The following is a 20,330-nucleotide window of genomic DNA, read 5'->3' as shown; positions in this document are numbered from 1 at the left end:
GCGAACCCTGGTCGTTACATACGGGTGAGGCGGGAGTTGATCGCGCGGCTCAGCCAGGCGGGTGCGAACCGCGACGCGAGCATCATCGCCCGCGCCTGGCGGCCGACGGGGTAGTGCACCGTCGGCAGGCGCCTGCCCTTCCCCACCGCCGACACGATCTCGTCCGCGACGTCGTCGGCGGTCAACCGGACACCGAGCGAGGCGACGGCCCCCGTGTGCATCCCCTCGACCATCGCGGTCTGCACGAACAGCGGCCAGACGGCCAGGACCCTGATCCCCACCGTCCGCCATTCCAGTTCGAGGGCCTCGGTGAGTCCGCGGACCGCGAACTTGGTCGCGCTGTACGTCGCGAGGTCGGGTTGGCCGTAGATCGCCGACGCCGAACACAGGTTCACCAGCACCGACCCCGGCGTCGCGGCCAGATGCGGGTACGCGGCGACGCAGCCGTTGACCACGCCGCCGACGTTGACGTCGATCATCGCGCGATGCCGGGCCGGGTCGGTCTGCGCGAACGGCCCCGACGCCAGCACCCCGGCATTGTTGACCAGCACGTCCAGACGTCCGCCCGAAACCTCGACGAACTCGGCGAGACGCTCGCGCCACTGCCCCGCGTCGGTGACGTCGAGGACCCCGGTGTGCACAGATCCAGCCGCACCCCGGATCGCGTCCGCGAGCGACGCCAACCCGGCCTCGTCGACGTCGAACGCCCCGACCGACCAGCCGTCGCGGGCGAACCGCAACGCCGTCGCGCGCCCGATGCCCGCGGCGGCTCCCGTGATCGCGACGGCGCGCACCGTCATTCGGTCATGCCCTCCACGAGCAGAGCCTGGGCGGCCGCGTAGCTCGCCAGGATGGCGGCCTCCGCGACCCGCCGACCCGTGTGCCCGCGGACGAACAGTCGCCGAACCACGATCATCGCGTCCGATCCGGTGAACAGGATTCCGCCGAGCGCGAGCCTGCTACGCGGATCGGCGTTCGGCACCGCGGTGCCCGCGACCACCCGGGCGCCCGGTGCGAGCGCGGGATCGGCCGACAGGGTCGACGTCGTCGCGAGCACCGCGCCGTAGGCCGTCAGCGTCGGCGCGACGGACTTCGCCCGGGCCCGCAGCAGGCCGGCGGCACCGAGCCAGCCGAGTACACGCGGGACCAGCGCGGGCGCGGTCGGGCGCGCGCCTCGGCGCGCGAGGACGGCCGAGTAACCGAGTTGCATCACCGCGAACGACCGCGCGCCTGCCTGCAAGCGGGCGTCGTCGTCGGGGTCGATCATGAACACGTCACCGACCGTGGCGGCGGCCAGCGACCCGAGCAGCAGTCCGGTGTCGAGGCGGTCGATGTTCCCGCGGCGCCGCAGCACCCGTGCCGCCAGGGCCGGGCCGATCAGCGGCTTCGCGGCCAACTGCAACTTCTCGTTCTCGGTGACGGCGCCGACGACGGTCGCCGCGGTCGCGCCAAGGAACACGACGTGCTCGAGTTTCATGCCCACCTCCGGTTGCGGATATCTCCGCATGACGGTAGCCGCCTCCCATGGCCATATCCTCGAACCACCGGGATGCGACGGAGAGGTAGGCGATGGCGTTCATCAAGATGTGCGGGCTGCGGAACGAGGCGACGGTCGATCACGCCGTGGGGCTCGGCGTCGACGCGGTCGGATTCGTCCTCGCCGAGAGCCCGCGTCGTGTGACGCCGGAGCAGGCCGCGGCGTTGCGCACGCGGGTGCCCGCAGGCGTGCTCGCGGTCGGGGTGTACGTCCGGATGCCACTCGACGAGATCGTCGCGACGGCCTCCGCGGCGGGACTCGACCACGTGCAGGTGCACGACCTGCGGTCGGCCGACGACGTCCGTGTTCTGCACGACGCCGGACTGACGGTGATCCGCGCCGTCAACTCGGGCGGCGCCGACGCCGTGAACGCCGACTTCGGCGCCGACCTGCTCCTCGTCGACGGCGCCGTCGCGGGCGCCGGGGTGACCTGGGACTGGCAGGACCGCAGCGCCCTGCCCACCGGCCGGTGGATCCTCGCGGGCGGCCTGACCCCCGAGAACGTCGCGCGAGCAGTCACGACATCGGGGGCGTGGGGCGTCGACGTGTCCAGCGGCATCGAGTCGAGCCGCGGCGTCAAGGACCCGGCGTTGATGACGGCCTTCGCGGCGGCGGTGCGGTCGGCGTCCTGACGACGCAGTGTTCCGCACACGCGGCAGGACACCATTTACATACATAGTTACGCTATGCAATAATTCTCGTCGTGGAGACAGCAGGGCACTCGAACGCATCGGACGACACCGAGGCCCACCTGCGCCGGGTACTGGCGGAACTGGTCACGAACTCGTCCCGCCTCACCCGGCTCGCGTCGTCCATGGCCACGGACAACCTCCCCCGGCCGTGGACGCGCGCGCTCTCCCTCCTCGAGGAGTACGGCGGACTCCGAGTCAGCGAATTCGCCCGCCTCGACAGCACGTCCCAACCGACGGCAACCACCCTGCTCAAGCAGCTCGGCGAGGCGGGACTCGTACGGCGGCAACGCGATCCGAACGACTCCCGGGCCGTTGTCGTCGAGATCACCGACGCGGGACGCCAGTGGCTCGCGCAGGCACGCGACCACATCGGCGCAACCCTCGCCGAACACCTGCGCGACCTCGACGTCGACCAGGTCGAGCGCTTGTCCCACAGCCTCCGCGATCTCAGAGAGATCGTGAAGGAGTCGAAAATCAAACGATAACAACATATTTCACACACAAGGAGGTGCCGGTGACCAGCACTGCCACGGCCCCCGTCACGGAACCCGCGTCCGGCATCCTGCACCAACCCAAAGCGGTGTGGGCGGTCGCGTTCGCCAGCGTCATCGCCTTCATGGGAATCGGACTCGTCGATCCCATCCTCAAACCGATCGGCGAGGAACTCGACGCCTCGCCGTCCCAGGTCTCACTCCTGTTCACCTCGTACATGCTCGTCACCGGCGTCGCCATGCTCGTCACCGGCGCCATCTCCAGCCGCATCGGATCCAAGAAGACACTGCTCAGCGGCCTCGCGATCATCGTCGTCTTCGCCGCGCTCGCAGGAGCCTCGGACACCGTCGGCGGCATCATCGGCTTCCGCGCCGGCTGGGGACTCGGCAACGCCCTGTTCATCGCGACCGCCCTGGCCACCATCGTCGGCGCCGCATCCGGAGGAGTTGCCAAGGCGATCATCCTGTACGAGGCGGCACTAGGCGTCGGCATCGCCGTCGGACCGCTCGTCGGGGGCGTCCTCGGCGACATCAGTTGGCGGGCACCGTTCTTCGGGGTCGCCACGCTGATGGCGGTCGCGTTCATCCTGCTCGTCGTGATGCTGCCCGCGACACCGCCACCCGCATCCGGCGGCACCTCGCTCGCCGCACCCTTCCTCGCCCTGCGGCACCGCGGCCTGCTCACCGTCGCGATCACGGCACTGCTGTACAACTACGGCTTCTTCACCCTGCTCGCCTACACGCCCTTCCCTCTCGACATGGGCGCCTATCCGATCGGGTTCATCTTCTTCGGATGGGGCCTCGCGCTGGCGATCTCGTCTGTGTTCCTCGCGCCGCGCCTCCAACGCCGCTACGGCACACTGCCGATGATGATGCTGTCACTGACGCTGTTCGCGGCCGACCTGGCAGTGATGGCCCTGTTCACCGACTCGAAACCGGTACTGATCGCGTGCGTGGTCGCCGCCGGACTGTTCCTCGGAGTCAACAACACCCTCATCACCGAAACCGTGATGATCTCGGCGCCCGTCGAACGGTCCACCGCGTCCGCGGCGTACAGCTTCGTCCGCTTCGTCGGCGGCGCCGCCGCACCCTGGGTGGCAGGCAAGCTCGGCGAACACCAGGCGAACCTGCCGTTCTGGGTGGGTGCGGCGTGCACCGTCCTCGCGATCGGTGTGCTCGCCAGCGGGCGCAAGGTTCTCGCGCACGTGGACGACCACGACCCCGCGCCGCACAGCATCGAGGAAGCCACCGCGGTCACCGTCGGCGACGCCGACTGATCGAGACCGTCGGCGACGCCGACTGATCGAAACCGCTTGGCCGAACTCGGTATAGCCCATCCGCCGGTTCGGTGGCCCGAACGTCACGACACCGGGGTCACACGCCGCGCCGCGGCTCCCCCGGTGTCGATACGGAGGAACGCGGGGGCCACGAGCCCCCGCGTTTCTGCTGTCGAAAGCACCTCACCCGCAACCCGATCCACGTCCGCCACGTCCACGAGTGCGATCGCGGACCCTCCGAATCCGCCGCCCGTCATCCGGGCTCCGTGCGCGCCTGCGGCGAGCGCGGCGTCGACCGCGCTGTCGAGTTCCGGACAGGACACCTCGAAATCGTCGCGCAGCGAGATGTGCGACGAGGTGAGCACGGCGCCCACCTCTCTGAGACTTCCAGAGCTCAAGAACTGCAGGACTTCCCGCACGCGGTCGATCTCGGTGACGACATGCCTGGCCCGGCGTTCCGTCAGCGGATCACCCAGTCGGTCCAGATCGGTGCGAGTCGCGTGCCGCAGCGTCGGCACGCCGAGCTGCGCTGCCGCGTCCTCCACCGACCGACGCCGCTGCGCGTACTGCCCGTCGACGAGGCGGTGCGGGGCGCGGGTGTCGATCACCAGCAGCGCCAGGCCGTCCGCTCCGAGGTCGAACGGGACGGGGGCGACGGTACCGTCCCCGGAGTCGACGAGGACTGCGTGACCGGCCCTGGCGTGCAGGGCGATCGCCTGGTCCATGCCGCCGGTCGGGGCGAGGGCGATCTCGTTCTCCGCGGCGACGCACGCGGCTGCGAGGGCGGTGCGTCCGGCGTCGTCGGTCGGCGCACCGACCAGGTCCGCGACCGCGATCGCCAGCGCACACTCCAGCGCCGCCGAACTCGACAGGCCCGCACCGATCGGGACCGCCGACGCGACCGCGACGTGGGCGCCGAAATCGGTGCCGCACAATCCGCTTCGACGCATCGCCCACACCACCCCGGCGAGGTACGCCGGCCACCCCGACGGCGCGCCGGGCCCGACGGCGTCCACCGCGCCCTCCCACGACCCGAGACCCGACCGCAGCCGGAGGTGTCCGTCCCGGCGTTCCCGCACGGCGACGGCGGTGCGGTGAGACAGCGCGATCGGCAGCGACAGCCCGCCCGCGTAGTCCACGTGCTCGCCGATCAGATTCACTCGGCCCGGTGCCACCCACACCCCGTCCGGAAGACCGCCGAACGCATCCCGGAACGCCGCGGTCGCCGATGCTGCGAGATCCGCGTCGGGCGTCGCCCGCACCCACTCCGTCACGACGCCGACCGCCCCGGCGCCACGTCGCGCAACCGGGCCGCGATCGACTCGGGTGCGGCGTCGGAGATCCATGCCCCCATCGCCGATTCCGACCCCGCCAGGTATTTCATCCGGTGCGGCGACCGCATCAGCGAGAACACCTGCAGGTACAGCCGGCCCAGTTCCCGACCGTCGCCGACCGGCGCCTGGTGCCAACCCGCGATGTACGGCAGCCGCTCGACTCCGTCGAAGTACCGGTCCAGCCGTCCCAGCACGTCGACGTACACGCCGGCGAGCTCCTCGAGTTCGGGATCGGTGAGTTCGGTGAGGTCCGCGACGTCGCGGAGCGGCGCGACGTGTAGTTCCACCGGCCAGCGGGCCGCGGCGGGCACGTAGGCGCACCAGTGCTCACCCTCGAACACCATGCGGGTCCCGGCGCGTCGTTCGGCGTCCATGACGTCGCGCAGGAGGTTGCCCCCGGTCCGGGCACGGTGCGCACGCGACTGCCGCAGCAGCGCCTCCGTTCGTGGCGTCACCGTCGGGTAGGCGTAGATCTGCCCGTGCGGATGATCCAGCGTCACACCGATTTCCGCGCCGCGGTTCTCGAAGCAGAACACCTGCGCGACACCGGGCGACGCCGACAGCGCACGGGTCCGGTCGACCAGCGCGCCCAGCACCGTCCGCACCCGCGACACCGGCAGCCGGGCGAAGTCGACGTCGTGATCGCTGGTGAAACACACCACCTCGCAGCGACCGGCCGCGGCGCGTTGCGGCCACAGCGGTTCGCCGTCGAGGTGGTCGGCGCCGGGCTCCGCCACTCCGGACGCGAAGGACGGGAAGCGGTTCTCGAACACCGCGACGTCGTAGTCGCCGGGGATCTCCGTCGCGGGCAGGCCCGGACGGGTCGGGCACAGGGGGCATTCGGCGGCCGCGGGCTGAAAGGTCCGGGCGTTGCGGTGCGACGCGAGCGTCACCCACTCGCCGGTGAGGACGTCGTAGCGCATCGTCCCGGTCGACGCGACGGCGTCGAGCGTTCTGTTGTCGCGCAGTTCGCGTGTCGCCGACCCGTCCGCGTACGGCGCGGTGTCGTCGAAGTAGATCAGCTCGCGACCATCGGCGAGCGCGGTCGTGGTCTTCCGGATCGGCACCACACCACGATAGGCGGCGCCGCCGCTCGTGCGTGGTTCGCGGGTCCCCCGGACCCGAACGCGCACGAGCGCCGAAGGAGGCTACAAACCCAGATCGGCCAAACCGAGCAGCGACCGGTACTCGACGCCCTCGGCGGCGATGACCTCGTCGGCGCCGGTGGCACGGTCCACGACGGTCGCGACGCCGACGACGATCGCGCCGGCCTCACGCAGCGCGCGGACGGCGGTCAGCGGGGAGTTGCCGGTGGTGGTGGTGTCCTCGACGACGAGCACCCGCTTGCCCACGACGTCGGGGCCCTCGATCTGACGCTGCATGCCGTGCGCCTTCGCTGCCTTGCGGACCACGAACGCGTCGATGGGGCGTCCGGGGGCGTGCATGACGGCGAGCGCGACCGGGTCGGCTCCCATGGTGAGACCACCGACGGCGTCGAAGTCCCAGTCCGCGACGAGTTCACGCAGCAGGGAGCCGATGAGCGGTCCCGCGCGGTGATGCAGCGTCGCGCGACGCAGGTCCACGTAGTAGTCGGCTTCCTTGCCGGACGAAAGGGTGACCTTGCCGTGCACCACAGCCAGCTCGCGTACGAGCCCTGCGAGCTCAGCCTTTTCCGTCATCGAACTGCTCCCTCGTCGCGTCCAGTCTCGACCAATGAGCCTAGGCCATGATCATCCGACGACCGCACCGCGTCGTCGGCGTACGGCGCCACCTCGGTGACGTCCGCTTCGAACAGGGTGGCGGGGAGGGCGCCGAACAGTCGGGCCGGCACTCGCGTCACCCCGCGGAGCAGTCCGTTCATCGCGGCAGCGTGGTCGTTGTAGACGCGGGCCGCTCCGGCGAGGCGCTGCTCGGTGGTCGCGAGGTCGAGGATGGGGCGCTGGATCGCCCAGTCGTTCTTCACCGCCGGGTCCGTCGCCGCGACGTTCGTCACCGCGTGCAGGGCGACGGACAGCGCGTTCTCGGCGCCCGCCCGTTCACGCAGCGTCAGGCCCTGGTCGCGGACGCCGATCGCGAGGGATCGGGCCCCGGCGAGCGGCCCGGTGAACGCCGAGCCGACCCCCGCGACGCGCGTTGCTGCCACGAGGGTCTCGGTCTGCGCGTGACGACGGTCGATCTCCGTCTCGAGGAGCGCGCGACTCGCGGTGAGGCTCGCGCTGCACCGCCGCACGCGGCGCGCCACGGTCGCGACCCAGCACACAACCAGGGCAACAACAACCACAATCGCCACAACAGTCACGGAGCAGAAATCTACTCACTTCGGACATCACCCGCCACACCGGCCACGCGGCGAGAACTCGTCAGTCGTCGTGAAGATCCAGCGGATGCGGACGAGGCCGACCCGGATCGTGCACGCTGCCCGAGCGAGTGCCCGTCGGCTGGGACGCGGGCGGCAGGACGTGCAGAATGCCCGACAGCCGCGACACCGCTTCGATGGCGGCTTCCCAGTCCCGGCCACTGCTCGTGATCGGAAGCGAGCCGAGCGTCCAGTCGCCCTCGCTCCACAACATCTGGATCTGCGGGGGCACCGACTCGGTGAACGTCACCATCCGCTGGTCGCACACGCGACGGGCGATCTCGAGGTCGGTCGTGAACACCACGCGCGGCCCGATGGCACCGAGCAGATTCAGGTCGGAGTCCTTGGGCGGCGGCGTCGACTTGAGACGCAGGTCGATGTCGACGTCGGAACCGCAGGTCCGCTGCACCGCGACGATCGTCATCGACTCGGGCAGGTCGAACAGCACGAAGTTCTCACCGCGCCGGGTGCCGTGCACCACGTCGACCGCACCGAGATACTCCTGCCGGGACAGCGCGGCCCGATGCCAGGTGGACGGGAGCTGGTCGTCGGACTCGTTGTAGATGTAGCCCTGCGCCTTCGCCCACATCTGCCGGACCCGGCCGAACTGCTCGCGGCGGTCGCGATCGATGTACAACAACACGACCGCGCCCGCGAGCGCGATCGCCGAGAGTCCGAACCAGATGAGCGTCATTGCACGCCACAATATCCAGCCGGACCGACACGCGCGGCACTCGGCTCGAACTCGCTCGGATCGGGGGCCGCGTCAGTTGCCACCGAACTCACCCAGATTCGGAATCGTGGTGCTGATGATGACGCGGGCGGCGACCGTGCCGTCCGGGCCCGGGTCGCCCTGGACGAGCACCGTCTCCCCCACGTCGAGCTCGTCGACGCTGCTCGCGCCGATCGCGATCACCTGCGTGGACGCGTCGGTCGTCACCGTCACCTTGGAACCACCGATCCCATTGAGGATCAGGGTGGTGCCGTCGTTGGAGGTGACGCTCCCGATCGCGGCACCCGCCGCTCCGATCGCCTCGCCGACACCACCCGGGATCTGCGACAGGTCCGGGGGCACGATCTCGGGATCCGCGGACCGGGGTGTGCTCGGTGCCGGTGTGGGCGCCGGCGGCAGTGCCCGTGTCGTCGTCGGCGCCGATGCCGTCGTGTCGTCGTCGCCGCCCGAGAACAGCAACGCGCCGACTCCGATGACCGCGATCAGCAACAGCCCTGCGACGGTGACCGCCGCGACGAGCACGCCCTTGCTCGGCCCCTTCTTGCCGCCACCCGGTTCGCCCGACTCGTACGGCTGCTCCGGCGGGTACGGCTGCCGAGGATCACCCGTCGGGTAGGCCTGCGTCGCGTTCTGCTGCTGGCCCTGGTACGCCTCGTACGTCGGATACGCCTGCGTCGCGTTCGGCTGCTGCTGGCCTTGATACGCCTCGTACGTCGGATACGCCTGCGTCGGATTCGGCTGCTGCTGGCCTTGATACGCCTCGTACGTCGGATACGCCTGCGTCGGATTCGGCTGCTGCTGGCCCTGGTACGCCTCGTACGTCGGGTACGCCTGCGTGGGCTGGTTCTGTGCCGGATCGGCGTGGGTGGGAATCGACTGGGTGGGCCCGCCGCCGTACGCCTCGTACGGGTCGGTGGTGTAGCCCTGCGGATCGAGCCGCTCCGTCTGCTGGTCCGGTGTCTGCGGGTTCGGGCGCGGCGCCCAGTCCGATGTCGGATCGGCGTCGACGGGCAGCGCCTCTGTGCCGTCGGGTGTGCGCTTGTCGTCGGTGTTGCTCATGGTTCGGGCCTGCTCTCTCCGCGGGTTCGGGCCGACCCTCCAGAGTAGGGGCAGATCCTGAGGCGCGCCTGTGAGACGGTGCGGGTACTACCCCTGCTCCCGGCATGTCACTGCATGGCTTCCCAGGTGACCGGCTTCGACAATGCGCTGGGGAACTTCTTCCGGAGGTAGGCCGACAGTTCCGCCACGTGCGTGCGCATCGCCTGTTCCGCCGCCGTGCCGTCACCCGATTCGATGGCGTCGAGGATCGCCCGGTGCGCCTCGTGAACCTTCGCTCGGCGGACGGTCGGATACTCGACTCCGACCGCGACGCCTTCGAAGATCCCGTCGACGGCGTCGATCAGGTATCCGAACAGGACGTTGCCCGATGCCGTCGCGATGACGTCGTGGAAGACCCTGTTCGTCTCGAGGAACACGTCGAGGTCGCGGAGGTTCTCGCCCATCTTCGTGACCGAGTCGGCCAGTGCCTGCAGCTGGTCGCCGGTGATCCGTTCGGCCGCGAGCCGCGCGGCCATCGGTTCGAGCCCGGCGCGGGCCTCGACGATGGTCGAGAAGGGTGCACCTTCGAATTGGAGGACGAGCCCGAGGCTGTTCATCAGGTGGGTCGCGTCGGGCTTCTCGACGGTGGGTCCGCCGCCGGGCCCCGGTTTGAGGGAGATGGCCCCGGACAGTTCGAGGTAGCGCAACGCTTCACGCAGGGTGCCTCGACCCACCTGGTACTCGTCGAGCATGAGTTTCTCGGACGGCAGTTTGTCGCCCCGCACGAGACCACCTCGGTGGATCTCTCCGACGATGCGCCGCGCGATGATCATCGCCGTTTTCTGCGGACGCCCGGACCTGCTGCTCACCACTGCTGTTGCCCCCTGCATATCCCCTGGCAGTGCATACCCCATGACACTGCGAACCCCTCGGCACTGCAATCCCCGTGCACTTGATGCCCCCGTGCACCGTCGGTCCCCGTGCACCGCACCGCCTCCCGGCGCGGTGGTTGCGAACAATACCGTCGGGAGGCGGGTGTGGAGACTCATCCGCGCGCATTGTGTCGTCCGCCTCACCCGCAGATCACACTCCGACCCGGATGTCGCGCAAGACATGCGTGACATGTGTCTCACTCGGGTCGGGTCCATTTCGTTGATCCACGCGAATGATGCCGATAGTTTCGATCGAGTGCCTGTTGGCACGACGCCGTATTCGGCACCGCATGCCTCGCCCCTCACGAGTCATGAGCCGGATGCGTGAAAAGCAGACGCACGGTCCGAAATACCCCCTCCCGGACCGTGCGTCTGTGCGTGTCAGCCGAGAACCAGCCGATCTCCGTCCTCGGACACGCCGACCGAGACCGCGTCCCCGTCGTGCACCTCACCCGCGAGCAACTTCTTCGCGAGCTGGTCACCGATCGACTGTTGGATGAGCCGACGCAGGGGCCGCGCCCCGTACAGCGGGTCGTACCCACGGACCGCCAGCCACATGCGCGCCGCGGGCGACACGTCCAGCGTGAGCCGCCGCGCCTGCAGACGCTTGGCCAGCTGGCCGAGCTGGATGTCGACGATCGACTCGAGCTGCTCCTCCGACAGCGGATCGAAGATCACGACGTCGTCGAGCCGGTTGATGAACTCCGGCTTGAACTTCGACCGCACCGCGGCCATCACCTGCTCCTTGTCACCGCCCGCCCCGAGATTCGAGGTGAGGATCAGGATGGTGTTGCGGAAGTCGACGGTGCGGCCCTGCCCGTCGGTGAGCCTGCCGTCGTCGAGCACCTGCAGCAGGATGTCGAACACGTCCGGGTGTGCCTTCTCGACCTCGTCGAACAGCACCACCGTGTACGGCCGTCGCCGCACCGCTTCGGTCAGCTGGCCACCGGTCTCGTAACCGACGTAACCGGGAGGCGCACCGACGAGGCGTGCGACCGAGTGCTTCTCGCTGTACTCGGACATGTCGATCCGAACCATCGCCCGCTCGTCGTCGAACAGGAAGTCCGCCAACGCCTTCGCGAGTTCGGTCTTGCCGACGCCGGTCGGGCCGAGGAACATGAACGAGCCCGTCGGCCGGTTCGGGTCGGCGACCCCGGCCCGCGCCCTGCGCACCGCGTCGGACACGGCCTGCACGGCGTCGGACTGGCCGACGACACGCTTGCCGAGCTCCGATTCCATCCGCAGCAGCTTGGCCGTCTCACCTTCCATCATTCGACCGGCGGGAATGCCGGTCCACGCGGCGACGACATCGGCGACGTCGTCCGGGCCGACCTCCTCCTTGAGCATCACGTCGCCGTCGGAGGCGCCACCGGACGCCTCCACCGCGGCCTCGAGATCCTTCTCCAGCGTGGGGATCCGGCCGTACCGCAACTCGGCGGCCTTGCCGAGGTCGCCGTCGCGTTCGGCGCGCTCCGACTCACCCCGCAGTTCCTCGAGCTGCTCCTTGATCTCGCGGACCGAGTCGATGGCCTGCTTCTCGTTCTGCCAGCGTGCACTCAACTGCGAGAGCTTCTCGCGGTCGTCGGCGAGCTCTTCGCGCAGCTTCGCGAGCCGGTCCTGGGAGGCGGCGTCGGTCTCCTTGGTCAGTGCCATCTCCTCGATCTCGAGTTGACGCACCTTCCGTTCCACCTCGTCGATCTCGACGGGACGCGAGTCGATCTCCATGCGGAGTCGCGACGCCGCCTCGTCGACGAGGTCGATCGCCTTGTCCGGCAGGAATCGGGACGTGATGTAGCGATCCGAAAGAGTGGCCGCCGCAACGAGAGCCGAGTCGGTGATGCGCACGCCGTGGTGCACCTCGTAGCGCTCCTTTAGTCCGCGCAGGATGCCGACGGTGTCCTCGACCGACGGCTCACCGACGAGCACCTGCTGGAAGCGACGCTCGAGGGCGGCGTCCTTCTCGATGTACTTGCGGTACTCGTCGAGGGTGGTGGCGCCGACCAGTCGCAGTTCGCCGCGGGCGAGCATCGGCTTGATCATGTTGCCGGCGTCCATGGCGGATTCGCCGGTCGCGCCCGCGCCGACGATGGTGTGCAGCTCGTCGATGAACGTGATGACCTGCCCGGCCGAGTTCTTGATGTCGTCGAGAACGGCCTTGAGGCGCTCCTCGAACTCGCCGCGGTACTTGGCTCCCGCGACCATCGAACCGAGGTCGAGGGAGATGACGGTCTTGCCGCGCAACGACTCCGGGACGTCGCCCGCGACGATGCGCTGCGCGAGCCCCTCGACGATGGCGGTCTTGCCGACGCCGGGCTCACCGATGAGCACCGGGTTGTTCTTGGTGCGGCGGCTGAGAACCTGCACGACGCGGCGGATCTCGGTGTCGCGGCCGATGACGGGATCGAGCTTGCCCGCGCGGGCGGCGGCGGTGAGGTCGGTCGAGTACTTCTCGAGCGCCTGGTAGCTGCCCTCGGGGTCGGGGCTGGTGACGCGGGCGCTGCCGCGGACGGCGGTGAACGCATCCCGCAGTGCCTGCGGGGTGGCGCCGTGGCCGGTGAGGATCTTCGCCACATCGGAGTCGCCCGACGCGAGCCCGAAGAGGACGTGTTCGGTGGAGACGTACTCGTCGTCCATCTCGGTGGCGAGGTGCTGCGCCGCGGTGATCGCGGCGATCGCCTCACGACCGAGTTGCGGCTGCGCGGGCGCGCCGGTCACCTGAGGCAGCCGGTCGACGAGGGTCTGCGCCTCTCGGTGTACGACGGTCGGGTCGACGCCGACCGCCTTGAGGAGCGGCGCGGCGATGCCGTCCGTCTGGTCGAGCAGCGCCACGAGCAGGTGCGCCGGACGAATGTCCGGATTGCCTGCCGAGGATGCGGATTGCAGGGCGGCCGTCAAGGCCGCCTGAGTCTTGGTGGTCGGAGAAAACGAGTCCACTGGTCACCCCTTCGAGAGGACGTAGGTCGCCACCTGTCAGCCTAGGCGCGGCTGGTGCGGCGTTGTCATCAAGATCAACGCACGAAAGGTTGAGTCTGTTCCGCTCAACTTTGGAAATTTCTCGGAGAATCCGGACGACCCAGTTTCCCACTCTTTCGACCTCGCCGACTCCGATGCGGTACCGCGTGCGCGACGACATTCGTCGCTCCACGACCTGGTGACCGGAGCCCCGATTCCGGCTCGAATGAGACGGCGCCTACACCGCCGCGATCGCGATGGCGGATAGTGACAGTGGCCATCACCCCGTGGCCTGACCTGAGCCGCGGACACCAACACGTGTCCGGCCGAGACGGGAGCAGAGAGCAGAACATGAGCGTGGAACAACCGACAATCATCTACACACTGACGGACGAGGCGCCGATGCTGGCGACCCACGCATTCCTTCCAGTGATCCGCACGTTCGCCGATGCAGCCGGGATCAACGTCGAGACCAGCGACATCTCCGTGGCTGCCCGCATCCTCGCCGAGTTCGGCGACCACCTGAACGAGGAACAGCGGGTACCGGACAACCTGGCCGAGCTGGGCCGGCTGACGCAGCTGCCGGAGACGAACATCGTCAAGCTGCCGAACATCAGCGCCTCGGTGCCGCAGCTCCTGACCGCGATCAAGGAACTGCAGGCGCACGGCTTCGCGGTGCCGGACTTCCCGGAGAACCCGAAGACCGACGAGGAAGCAGCGATCAAGGACCGGTACACCAAGTGCCTGGGCAGCGCGGTCAACCCCGTGCTTCGTGAGGGCAACTCGGACCGCCGCGCCCCGCGCGCCGTCAAGGAGTACGCCCGCAAGCATCCCCACAGCATGGGCGAGTGGTCCCCGGCGTCGCGCACGCACGTCGCACACATGCGCCACGGCGACTTCTACCACGGTGAGAAGTCGATGACGGTCGACGGCGACCGTGAGGTGAAGATGGAGCTGCTGACCACCAGCGGCAAGACCGTCGTCCTCAAGCCGAAGGTGTCGCTCACCGACGGCGACGTCATCGACAGCATGTTCATGAGCAAGAAGGCCCTCATCGAGTTCTACGAGGAGCAGATGGAGGACGCCTACAAGACGGGCATGATGTTCTCCCTGCACGTCAAGGCCACGATGATGCGCGTGTCGCACCCGATCGTCTTCGGCCACGCCGTGAAGGTCTTCTACAAGGACGCCTTCGCCAAGCACGGCGCGCTCTTCGACGAGCTCGGCGTGAACGTCAACAACGGCCTGTCCGACCTGTACAGCAAGATCGAGTCCCTCCCGAGCGCCCAGCGTGAGGAGATCATCGACGACCTGCACAAGTGCCACGAGAAGCGTCCCGAGCTGGCGATGGTCGACTCCGCGCGCGGCATCTCGAACTTCCACTCCCCCAGCGATGTCATCGTCGACGCGTCCATGCCCGCGATGATCCGAGCCGGCGGCAAGATGTACGGCGCCGACGGCCGGACGAAGGACACCAAGGCGGTGAGCCCCGAGTCCACGTTCTTCCGGATCTACCAGGAGATGATCAACTTCTGCAAGACCAACGGCGCGTTCGACCCGACCACCATGGGTACCGTGCCGAACGTCGGTCTGATGGCGCAGAAGGCCGAGGAGTACGGCTCGCACGACAAGACGTTCGAGGTCCCCGAGGCGGGCGTCGCGAACATCACCGACCTTGCGACGGGCGAGGTCCTGCTGACCCAGAACGTCGAAGAGGGCGACATCTGGCGTCTGTGCATCGTCAAGGACGAGCCGATCCAGGACTGGGTCAAGCTCGCCGTCACCCGCGCGCGCAACTCCGGGATGCCGGTCGTCTTCTGGCTCGATCCGTACCGCCCGCACGAGAACGAGCTGATCGGGAAGGTGCGGAAGTACCTGGCCGACCACGACACCGAGGGCCTCGACATCCAGATCATGTCGCAGGTCCGCGCGATCCGGTACACGATGGAACGGCTCATCCGCGGGCTCGACACCATCTCGGCCACCGGCAACATCCTGCGCGACTACCTCACCGACCTGTTCCCGATCCTGGAACTGGGCACCAGCGCGAAGATGCTGTCCGTCGTGCCGCTGATGGCCGGTGGTGGCCTGTACGAGACGGGTGCGGGTGGCTCGGCCCCCAAGCACGTCAAGCAGTTGCTGGAGGAGAACCACCTGCGCTGGGATTCGCTCGGCGAGTACCTCGCTCTCGCGGTCAGCCTCGAGGATCTCGGCATCAAGACCGGTAACGAGAAGGCGGTGCTCCTCGCCAAGACCCTCGACGCCGCGACCGGCAAGCTGCTCGAGAACGACAAGAGCCCGTCCCGCAGCACCGGCGAGCTCGACAACCGCGGCAGCCAGTTCTACCTCGCCATGTACTGGGCCCAGGAACTCGCCGCGCAGACCGAGGACGCGGAACTGCGCTCGCGGTTCGCGCCGCTGGCCGACGTTCTCACGAAGAACGAGAACACGATCGTCGGTGAGCTGGGCGACGCGCAGGGCAACCCGGTGGACATCGGGGGCTACTACCAGCCCGACGCCGACCTGACCGCGGCGGTCATGCGTCCGAGCAAGACGTTCAACGACGCGCTGGCGGCAGCGCGCGACTGAGCCGTGCTCGCGAGGAAGGGCCCGCACCCACCAGGGTTGCGGGCCCTTCCCGTCACCGCGGTCGGTCGATCACGTCGGTGCCCGGCAGCACCACGCCGACCGGGCCCGCTCCCAGGCACAGCTGGAGTCCCGGCGTCCTGGGCCGAACCGACAGGTGGTCGCCGGTCCCGTAGATCCGCACGAACGCCTGGTTCAGGCCCTTGCGCACGGGCACCGCGACCGCCTCGCCGGCCCCGAGACCGACGTCGACCACCCCGTCCACCGTCGCGTGGTAGTTCAGTTGAGCGGTCCATTGCCAGAGCATCAGAGGACCGGTGAGAGGCACCTCCCCACCGTCCGGACCGATCCGGATTCCGCATCGCGGCTCCGACCCCTGCACGGTCCACCGCGCCGGCTCGACGGTCGCGTGCACCAGGCGTCCGGACTCGTCGAGGACGCGCAGTTCCGATGTCGCGCCGACGAATTCGGGCCGGTCCTTCAGCGGCGCGAAGACGTTCGACGCGTTGTTCCAGGGCGCCGCGACCGGCAGCAGCGTCATCAACGACACGGGCTGGTCGAGCAGCGGGACATCCCTGTGTTCGGCCAGCGACCGGGTGGCGGTGGCGAGGTAGTCGGCGCCCGGGTTGTCCTGCCAGCTGCGCGCGAAGGTCACCGTCGACCAGACGCTCGACACCACCAGCCCGGCGACGAGAACGGTCGCGACGGCGGGGTTCGTCATCGTGCGCCCGAACGCGCCGATCGTGCCGGTGTCGTAGCGCCCCGGGGGCTGCGCCACCAATCGGCGCGGGGGCTGCGCCACCAGTCGCTGCGGGGCTCGGGCCACCAGTGCGCATCCGAGCGCGAGGACCACGGCACTGTCGCTGGTGTAGCGCAGTGTCTGTGCGAGTTCGTAGGTGGTGTCCGCCCCGGAGCGGGCGAGCATCATCGCCACTTCGGACGCCGCCACGTACGCGGCCGCGCTCGTCCACACCCAGCCGGTGCGCTTCTTGTATCGGACGGAGACGACGACAGCCACCACGAGCGCGACCCACGCCGCGACGACGAGCCCGTCCGGCGGCGTGGCCCACGGTGGCCCCGGGGGCCAGCGTGTCCACTGCCACGGGCCGCCGAACAGGGTCGGCACGACACCGAGGGACGTCCCGTGATGAACGAACGCCAACGCCTCGGACGCGGTAGGCACCTCGATGCCGGTGTCCGCGACGGCGAGGTAGACGGGCGCCCACACCGCGATCACGGCGCCTGCCGCGAGCCACAGTCGCAGGCCCGCCCGCCACGCGGTCCGTATCGGGGTGGCGTCGCCGTCGACCCGCATCGTCAACGCGACGACGGCGAACGCGACGAACGGCACCAGCACCGATTTCTCGAAGAACGCCAATGCCAGCGCGGTGACGAGGGTTCCGGTCAGGGCGTATCGACGCCGCCCGGTCCGTGCGAGCAGCAGCGCGTCACCGGCCACCCAGGCCAGCGCCGCCTGCAGCGGAAGCGAATTCAGCCCCGCTGCCCACCACGCGAACGACGGCACCGTCAGCGGCGCGAACAGGTACAGCGCCAGCACGGCGAGGAGTGCGGGGCGGGGACCGATCAGCAGCCACAGCACACGCAGCACCGCCAGCGCGGCCAGCAACTGCAGTCCGATCAGGGTGACGGCCGCGGCCCACCACTGCAGCGGGGCGAGCGCCGTCGTGATGCCTGCGGTCAGGAACGCGGCGGGCATGAAGTGGCCGTCGTGGTTGTAGAACAGGAACTCGGGCGAGAGCAGCGGGAGCGCAGCGGACCGTCCGGTGAGGATCAGGTCGTCCCAGTACAGGTTTCCGCCGAGGGCGAGGGCGCCGCGGACAACCGTCTGCGCGGCCACCAGTACGAGCGCGGCGACGAGCAGGGTGCGGGGGGTCCACCGTCTGGAGTTGTCCGCCTCAACCGCCACCCGATCACCCGGCCACGCGGAAACGTTCGAGACGTTCCACGAGTTCGTCCGGGCGGGCCAGCGCGGGCAGGTGTCCGCTGTCGATCTCGTCCGGCTCGATGCCGAGGCGATCGCGCACCACGCGGCGCATGAAGTCGGCGGGAAACAGGCGATCCCGCGTGCACAGCAGGAATCGGGTCGGCACGTCCGGCCACGGCGGCATCGGCAGCGTCTGCTCGAACGGCGTGTCCGATTGCGGGCGAGCGCCACTCAGCGCGACGGAGAGCACGTCCGCCGGCACGTCGTGCAGGAAGGTGACCATCGGGTCGAAATCGGCGTCCGGGTCGCGGCCCTCCTGAACTGCGAGCGCGCGACTCGCCGCCTCCTGCCCGGTGTTCGCCCACCAGTCTCCGGGCGACTCACCCTCCGCGGGCACCATCGCCGCGATCAGGACGACCAGTCGCACGTCGATGCGCGGACAGAGCAGCGGCACGAGGAATCCGCCCATCGACTGTGCCACCAGGACCACATCGCTGCGATCGCCGACCGCACCGGCCACGACGTCGGCGTAGTCGACCAGGCCGGCGGCATCGTCGTCGCTGGGCAGGTCCGGTGCGATCACGTCGTGCCCGCGCTCACGCAGGAGCGGAGTCACGAACTGCCAGTACGCCGACTCCCCGCCGGCACCGGGAACGAGGACGTAGGTCGCCATGTGGCGAGGCTACGCCTGTGCGCCTTCGAGGTAGTCCCGCGACCACGAAGGCGCACAGGCGGCGAAACCGCCTACACGGACCGAGCGGAACCCTCCCAGTAGCGGGCGCGCAGGGCCTTCTTGTCGAGCTTGCCGATCGGGGTCAGCGGCAGGGTGTCGACGAAGTCGACGGTCTTCGGGGCGTGCACCGCACCCTTGGCGTCCTTGACCATCGCGGACAGGTCCTCGCCGGCGACGGTCTGGCCCTCGCGCAGCACCACGCACGCCTTGACTGCCTCGCCCCACTTCTCGTCGGGCACACCGACGACCGCGACCGACGCGACCGCGGGGTGCGCGGAGATGACGTCCTCGATCTCACGCGGGAACACGTTGAACCCGCCGGTGACGATCATGTCCTTCTTGCGGTCGACGATGAACAGGAAGCCGTCCTTGTCGGCGCGCGCGATGTCGCCGGTGTGCAGCCAACCGCCGCGCAGCGCCTCCTCGGTCTCGGCCGGCTTGTTCCAGTACTCCTTCATCACCAGCGGTCCGCGGACGCAGATCTCGCCGAGCTCGCCCTGCGCGACCTCGTTGAGGTCGTCGTCGAGCAGCTTGACGTTGAGCCACGGCACCGGACGGCCGCACGACGCGAGCCGGTCCATGTCCCCGTTGGTCGGAGATTCCAGGAGGTGCTCCTCCTTGCGCAGCACGGAGATCGTCATGCCGCACTCGGACTGCCCGAAGTACTGGAAGAAGATCGGGCCGAGCTTCTCGATGCCCTCACGCAGTCGCGCCGGCGACATCGCGGAGGCGCCGTAGAAGAGCGTCTCGAGGCTGGAGACGTCGCGGGTCTTCAAGTCGGGGTGGTCGAGCAGCATGTAGATCATCGTCGGCACCAGCATGGTGGAGGTGATCCGGTACTTCTCGATCGCCTCGAGCACCGCACCCGGCTCGAACGCGGGCAGCACGACCAGCGAGCCGCCGCGCATCAGCGTCGGCACGAAGAACGCCATGCCGGCGTGCGAGAGCGGCGTGCAGGCGAGGAAGCGCATCTCGTCGGGGAACTGCCACTCGGCTGCCTGGATCTGCGGCAGCGTGACACCGGACGCGAAGGTGTTGACGACGCCCTTCGGCTTGCCGGTGGTGCCGCCGGTGTAGACCATGCTGGACGGGTCGTCGCCGTCGACGTCAGCGGCGACGAGCCGCGCGGGCTCGAATTCCGCTGCGAGCGCGAGGATGTCGATGCCGATCTCGGACGGGCCGAGGGAGAAGAAGTTCTTCAGCGTCGGGACGGTGTCCTTGAGCTCGGCAGCGCGCGCCTCGAACGATCCCGGATCGAAGATCAGGGTCTCGATCTCGGCGTCACCGAGAATGTAGGCGTGGTCGTCGATCGAGCCCATCGGCGCGAGCGCGGTGTTGCGGCAGCCGAGGATCATCTGCGCGCCGACACTGATGAGCACCTCGGGCCGGTTCTTCGACAGCATTGCCACCGTCGAACCCTTGCCGATGCCCTGCGAGGCGAGCGCCTGCCCGAAGCTGCTGATCTGGTCGCGCATCTGACCGCCGGTCAGGACGACGTCGCCGAGGTAGAGCGCCGGGCGGTCTGCGTTGCGCTCGAGCGCCGTGATCAGCAGGTCGGCCAGGAATTGCGGCCGGTGCAGGGCGTCGGTGGTCATGAATACTCCGCTCTCGTGGGCGCCGGGTGCGCGTGGGTTGCCTCACACACTAGATCGAAAACTGACACATGTTCTAGTGGTTGCGCAAAGCCCGGTGCTGCAGTTCCGGGCGTCCGCGCATCAACACGT

17 protein-coding genes are annotated in these 20,330 nt (G+C 69.1%); 4 read left to right on the top strand and 13 right to left on the bottom strand.

What is annotated here, in order from left to right:
* Positions 1-14: 14 nt before the first annotated feature.
* Entirely contained in the window at positions 15-800 is a 786-nt protein-coding gene (locus FFS72_RS14435; protein ID WP_137874578.1) for an SDR family oxidoreductase, read from the bottom strand.
* Positions 797-1,477: a lysoplasmalogenase family protein gene (locus FFS72_RS14430; protein ID WP_137874577.1), complete on the bottom strand. Its 681-nt coding sequence runs from the start codon at positions 1,475-1,477 to the stop codon at positions 797-799. The genes FFS72_RS14435 and FFS72_RS14430 overlap by 4 nt, the downstream gene beginning before the upstream one ends.
* A 92-nt stretch (positions 1,478-1,569) precedes the next feature.
* On the opposite strand from FFS72_RS14430, the gene FFS72_RS14425 reads away from it, so the two are divergent.
* The 3 genes from FFS72_RS14425 (at position 1,570) to FFS72_RS14415 (ending at position 3,997) form a co-directional block, all read left to right on the top strand.
* On the top strand, positions 1,570-2,169 hold the full coding sequence (locus FFS72_RS14425; RefSeq protein WP_137874576.1) for a phosphoribosylanthranilate isomerase: 600 nt from the start codon (positions 1,570-1,572) through the stop codon (positions 2,167-2,169).
* Positions 2,170-2,240: 71 nt separating this feature from the next.
* Positions 2,241-2,714, top strand: coding sequence for a MarR family winged helix-turn-helix transcriptional regulator (locus FFS72_RS14420; RefSeq protein ID WP_249353315.1), 474 nt, complete (start codon positions 2,241-2,243; stop codon positions 2,712-2,714).
* Between the two features lie 29 nt (positions 2,715-2,743).
* Positions 2,744-3,997: an MFS transporter gene (locus tag FFS72_RS14415; protein WP_137874575.1), complete on the top strand. Its 1,254-nt coding sequence runs from the start codon at positions 2,744-2,746 to the stop codon at positions 3,995-3,997.
* Positions 3,998-4,080: 83 nt separating this feature from the next.
* Here FFS72_RS14415 and galK read toward each other — a convergent pair whose 3' ends face one another.
* The 8 genes from galK to clpB all read right to left on the bottom strand — a co-directional run bounded on the left by galK (position 4,081) and on the right by clpB (position 13,324).
* The gene (gene galK / locus FFS72_RS14410; protein ID WP_137874574.1) at positions 4,081-5,343 is read right to left on the bottom strand and encodes a galactokinase; all 1,263 of its coding nucleotides are present in this window, start codon (positions 5,341-5,343) and stop codon (positions 4,081-4,083) included.
* Positions 5,268-6,392 (bottom strand): galactose-1-phosphate uridylyltransferase, encoded by a 1,125-nt coding sequence (gene galT, locus FFS72_RS14405; protein ID WP_137874654.1) that lies wholly within the window; start codon positions 6,390-6,392, stop codon positions 5,268-5,270. Before galT ends, galK begins: the two co-directional genes overlap by 76 nt.
* An 87-nt stretch (positions 6,393-6,479) precedes the next feature.
* Positions 6,480-7,010, bottom strand: coding sequence for an orotate phosphoribosyltransferase (gene pyrE, locus FFS72_RS14400; RefSeq protein ID WP_137874573.1), 531 nt, complete (start codon positions 7,008-7,010; stop codon positions 6,480-6,482).
* The gene (locus tag FFS72_RS14395) at positions 7,007-7,630 is read right to left on the bottom strand and encodes a LemA family protein (RefSeq protein ID WP_137874572.1); all 624 of its coding nucleotides are present in this window, start codon (positions 7,628-7,630) and stop codon (positions 7,007-7,009) included. The genes pyrE and FFS72_RS14395 overlap by 4 nt, the downstream gene beginning before the upstream one ends.
* Positions 7,631-7,691: 61 nt before the next feature.
* Entirely contained in the window at positions 7,692-8,381 is a 690-nt protein-coding gene (locus tag FFS72_RS14390) for a TtfA family protein (protein ID WP_137874571.1), read from the bottom strand.
* Positions 8,382-8,453: 72 nt separating this feature from the next.
* The gene (locus tag FFS72_RS14385) at positions 8,454-9,479 is read right to left on the bottom strand and encodes a DUF5666 domain-containing protein (protein WP_137874570.1); all 1,026 of its coding nucleotides are present in this window, start codon (positions 9,477-9,479) and stop codon (positions 8,454-8,456) included.
* Between the two features lie 107 nt (positions 9,480-9,586).
* On the bottom strand, positions 9,587-10,291 hold the full coding sequence (locus FFS72_RS14380; RefSeq protein WP_171018685.1) for a FadR/GntR family transcriptional regulator: 705 nt from the start codon (positions 10,289-10,291) through the stop codon (positions 9,587-9,589).
* A 480-nt stretch (positions 10,292-10,771) separates the two neighbouring features.
* The gene (clpB, locus tag FFS72_RS14375; protein WP_137874568.1) at positions 10,772-13,324 is read right to left on the bottom strand and encodes an ATP-dependent chaperone ClpB; all 2,553 of its coding nucleotides are present in this window, start codon (positions 13,322-13,324) and stop codon (positions 10,772-10,774) included.
* 369 nt (positions 13,325-13,693) lie between these two features.
* Here clpB and FFS72_RS14370 point away from each other — a divergent pair, with 369 nt between their 5' ends.
* A complete protein-coding gene (locus FFS72_RS14370; protein WP_137874567.1) occupies positions 13,694-15,931 on the top strand; it encodes an NADP-dependent isocitrate dehydrogenase in 2,238 nt (745 codons plus the stop codon).
* A 52-nt stretch (positions 15,932-15,983) separates the two neighbouring features.
* On the opposite strand, the gene FFS72_RS14365 is transcribed toward FFS72_RS14370, so the two are convergent.
* From FFS72_RS14365 to FFS72_RS14355, 3 genes are all read right to left on the bottom strand, one after another.
* Positions 15,984-17,855: a hypothetical protein gene (locus tag FFS72_RS14365; protein ID WP_137874566.1), complete on the bottom strand. Its 1,872-nt coding sequence runs from the start codon at positions 17,853-17,855 to the stop codon at positions 15,984-15,986.
* Positions 17,856-17,859: 4 nt separating this feature from the next.
* Positions 17,860-18,546: an alpha/beta fold hydrolase gene (locus tag FFS72_RS14360; RefSeq protein ID WP_137874565.1), complete on the bottom strand. Its 687-nt coding sequence runs from the start codon at positions 18,544-18,546 to the stop codon at positions 17,860-17,862.
* A gap of 71 nt (positions 18,547-18,617) precedes the next feature.
* Positions 18,618-20,201 (bottom strand): AMP-binding protein, encoded by a 1,584-nt coding sequence (locus tag FFS72_RS14355; RefSeq protein WP_137874564.1) that lies wholly within the window; start codon positions 20,199-20,201, stop codon positions 18,618-18,620.
* Positions 20,202-20,330: the final 129 nt, after the last annotated feature.

The organism is Rhodococcus sp. Q (assembly GCF_005503035.1).
In the GTDB taxonomy this organism is placed as follows: domain Bacteria; phylum Actinomycetota; class Actinomycetes; order Mycobacteriales; family Mycobacteriaceae; genus Rhodococcus_G.
This window is presented reverse-complemented; position numbering and strand designations above follow the sequence as displayed.

Coding starts and splice junctions, on each gene's coding strand:
- FFS72_RS14435 (WP_137874578.1), bottom strand. CDS start 800: ATGACGGTGCGCGCCGTCGCGATCACGGGAGCCGCCGCGGGCATCGGG.
- FFS72_RS14430 (WP_137874577.1), bottom strand. CDS start 1,477: ATGAAACTCGAGCACGTCGTGTTCCTTGGCGCGACCGCGGCGACCGTC.
- FFS72_RS14425 (WP_137874576.1), top strand. CDS start 1,570: ATGGCGTTCATCAAGATGTGCGGGCTGCGGAACGAGGCGACGGTCGAT.
- galK (WP_137874574.1), bottom strand. CDS start 5,343: ATGGATCTCCGACGCCGCACCCGAGTCGATCGCGGCCCGGTTGCGCGA.
- pyrE (WP_137874573.1), bottom strand. CDS start 7,010: ATGACGGAAAAGGCTGAGCTCGCAGGGCTCGTACGCGAGCTGGCTGTG.
- FFS72_RS14390 (WP_137874571.1), bottom strand. CDS start 8,381: ATGACGCTCATCTGGTTCGGACTCTCGGCGATCGCGCTCGCGGGCGCG.
- FFS72_RS14385 (WP_137874570.1), bottom strand. CDS start 9,479: ATGAGCAACACCGACGACAAGCGCACACCCGACGGCACAGAGGCGCTG.
- FFS72_RS14380 (WP_171018685.1), bottom strand. CDS start 10,291: ATGATCATCGCGCGGCGCATCGTCGGAGAGATCCACCGAGGTGGTCTC.
- FFS72_RS14370 (WP_137874567.1), top strand. CDS start 13,694: ATGAGCGTGGAACAACCGACAATCATCTACACACTGACGGACGAGGCG.
- FFS72_RS14360 (WP_137874565.1), bottom strand. CDS start 18,546: ATGGCGACCTACGTCCTCGTTCCCGGTGCCGGCGGGGAGTCGGCGTAC.
- FFS72_RS14355 (WP_137874564.1), bottom strand. CDS start 20,201: ATGACCACCGACGCCCTGCACCGGCCGCAATTCCTGGCCGACCTGCTG.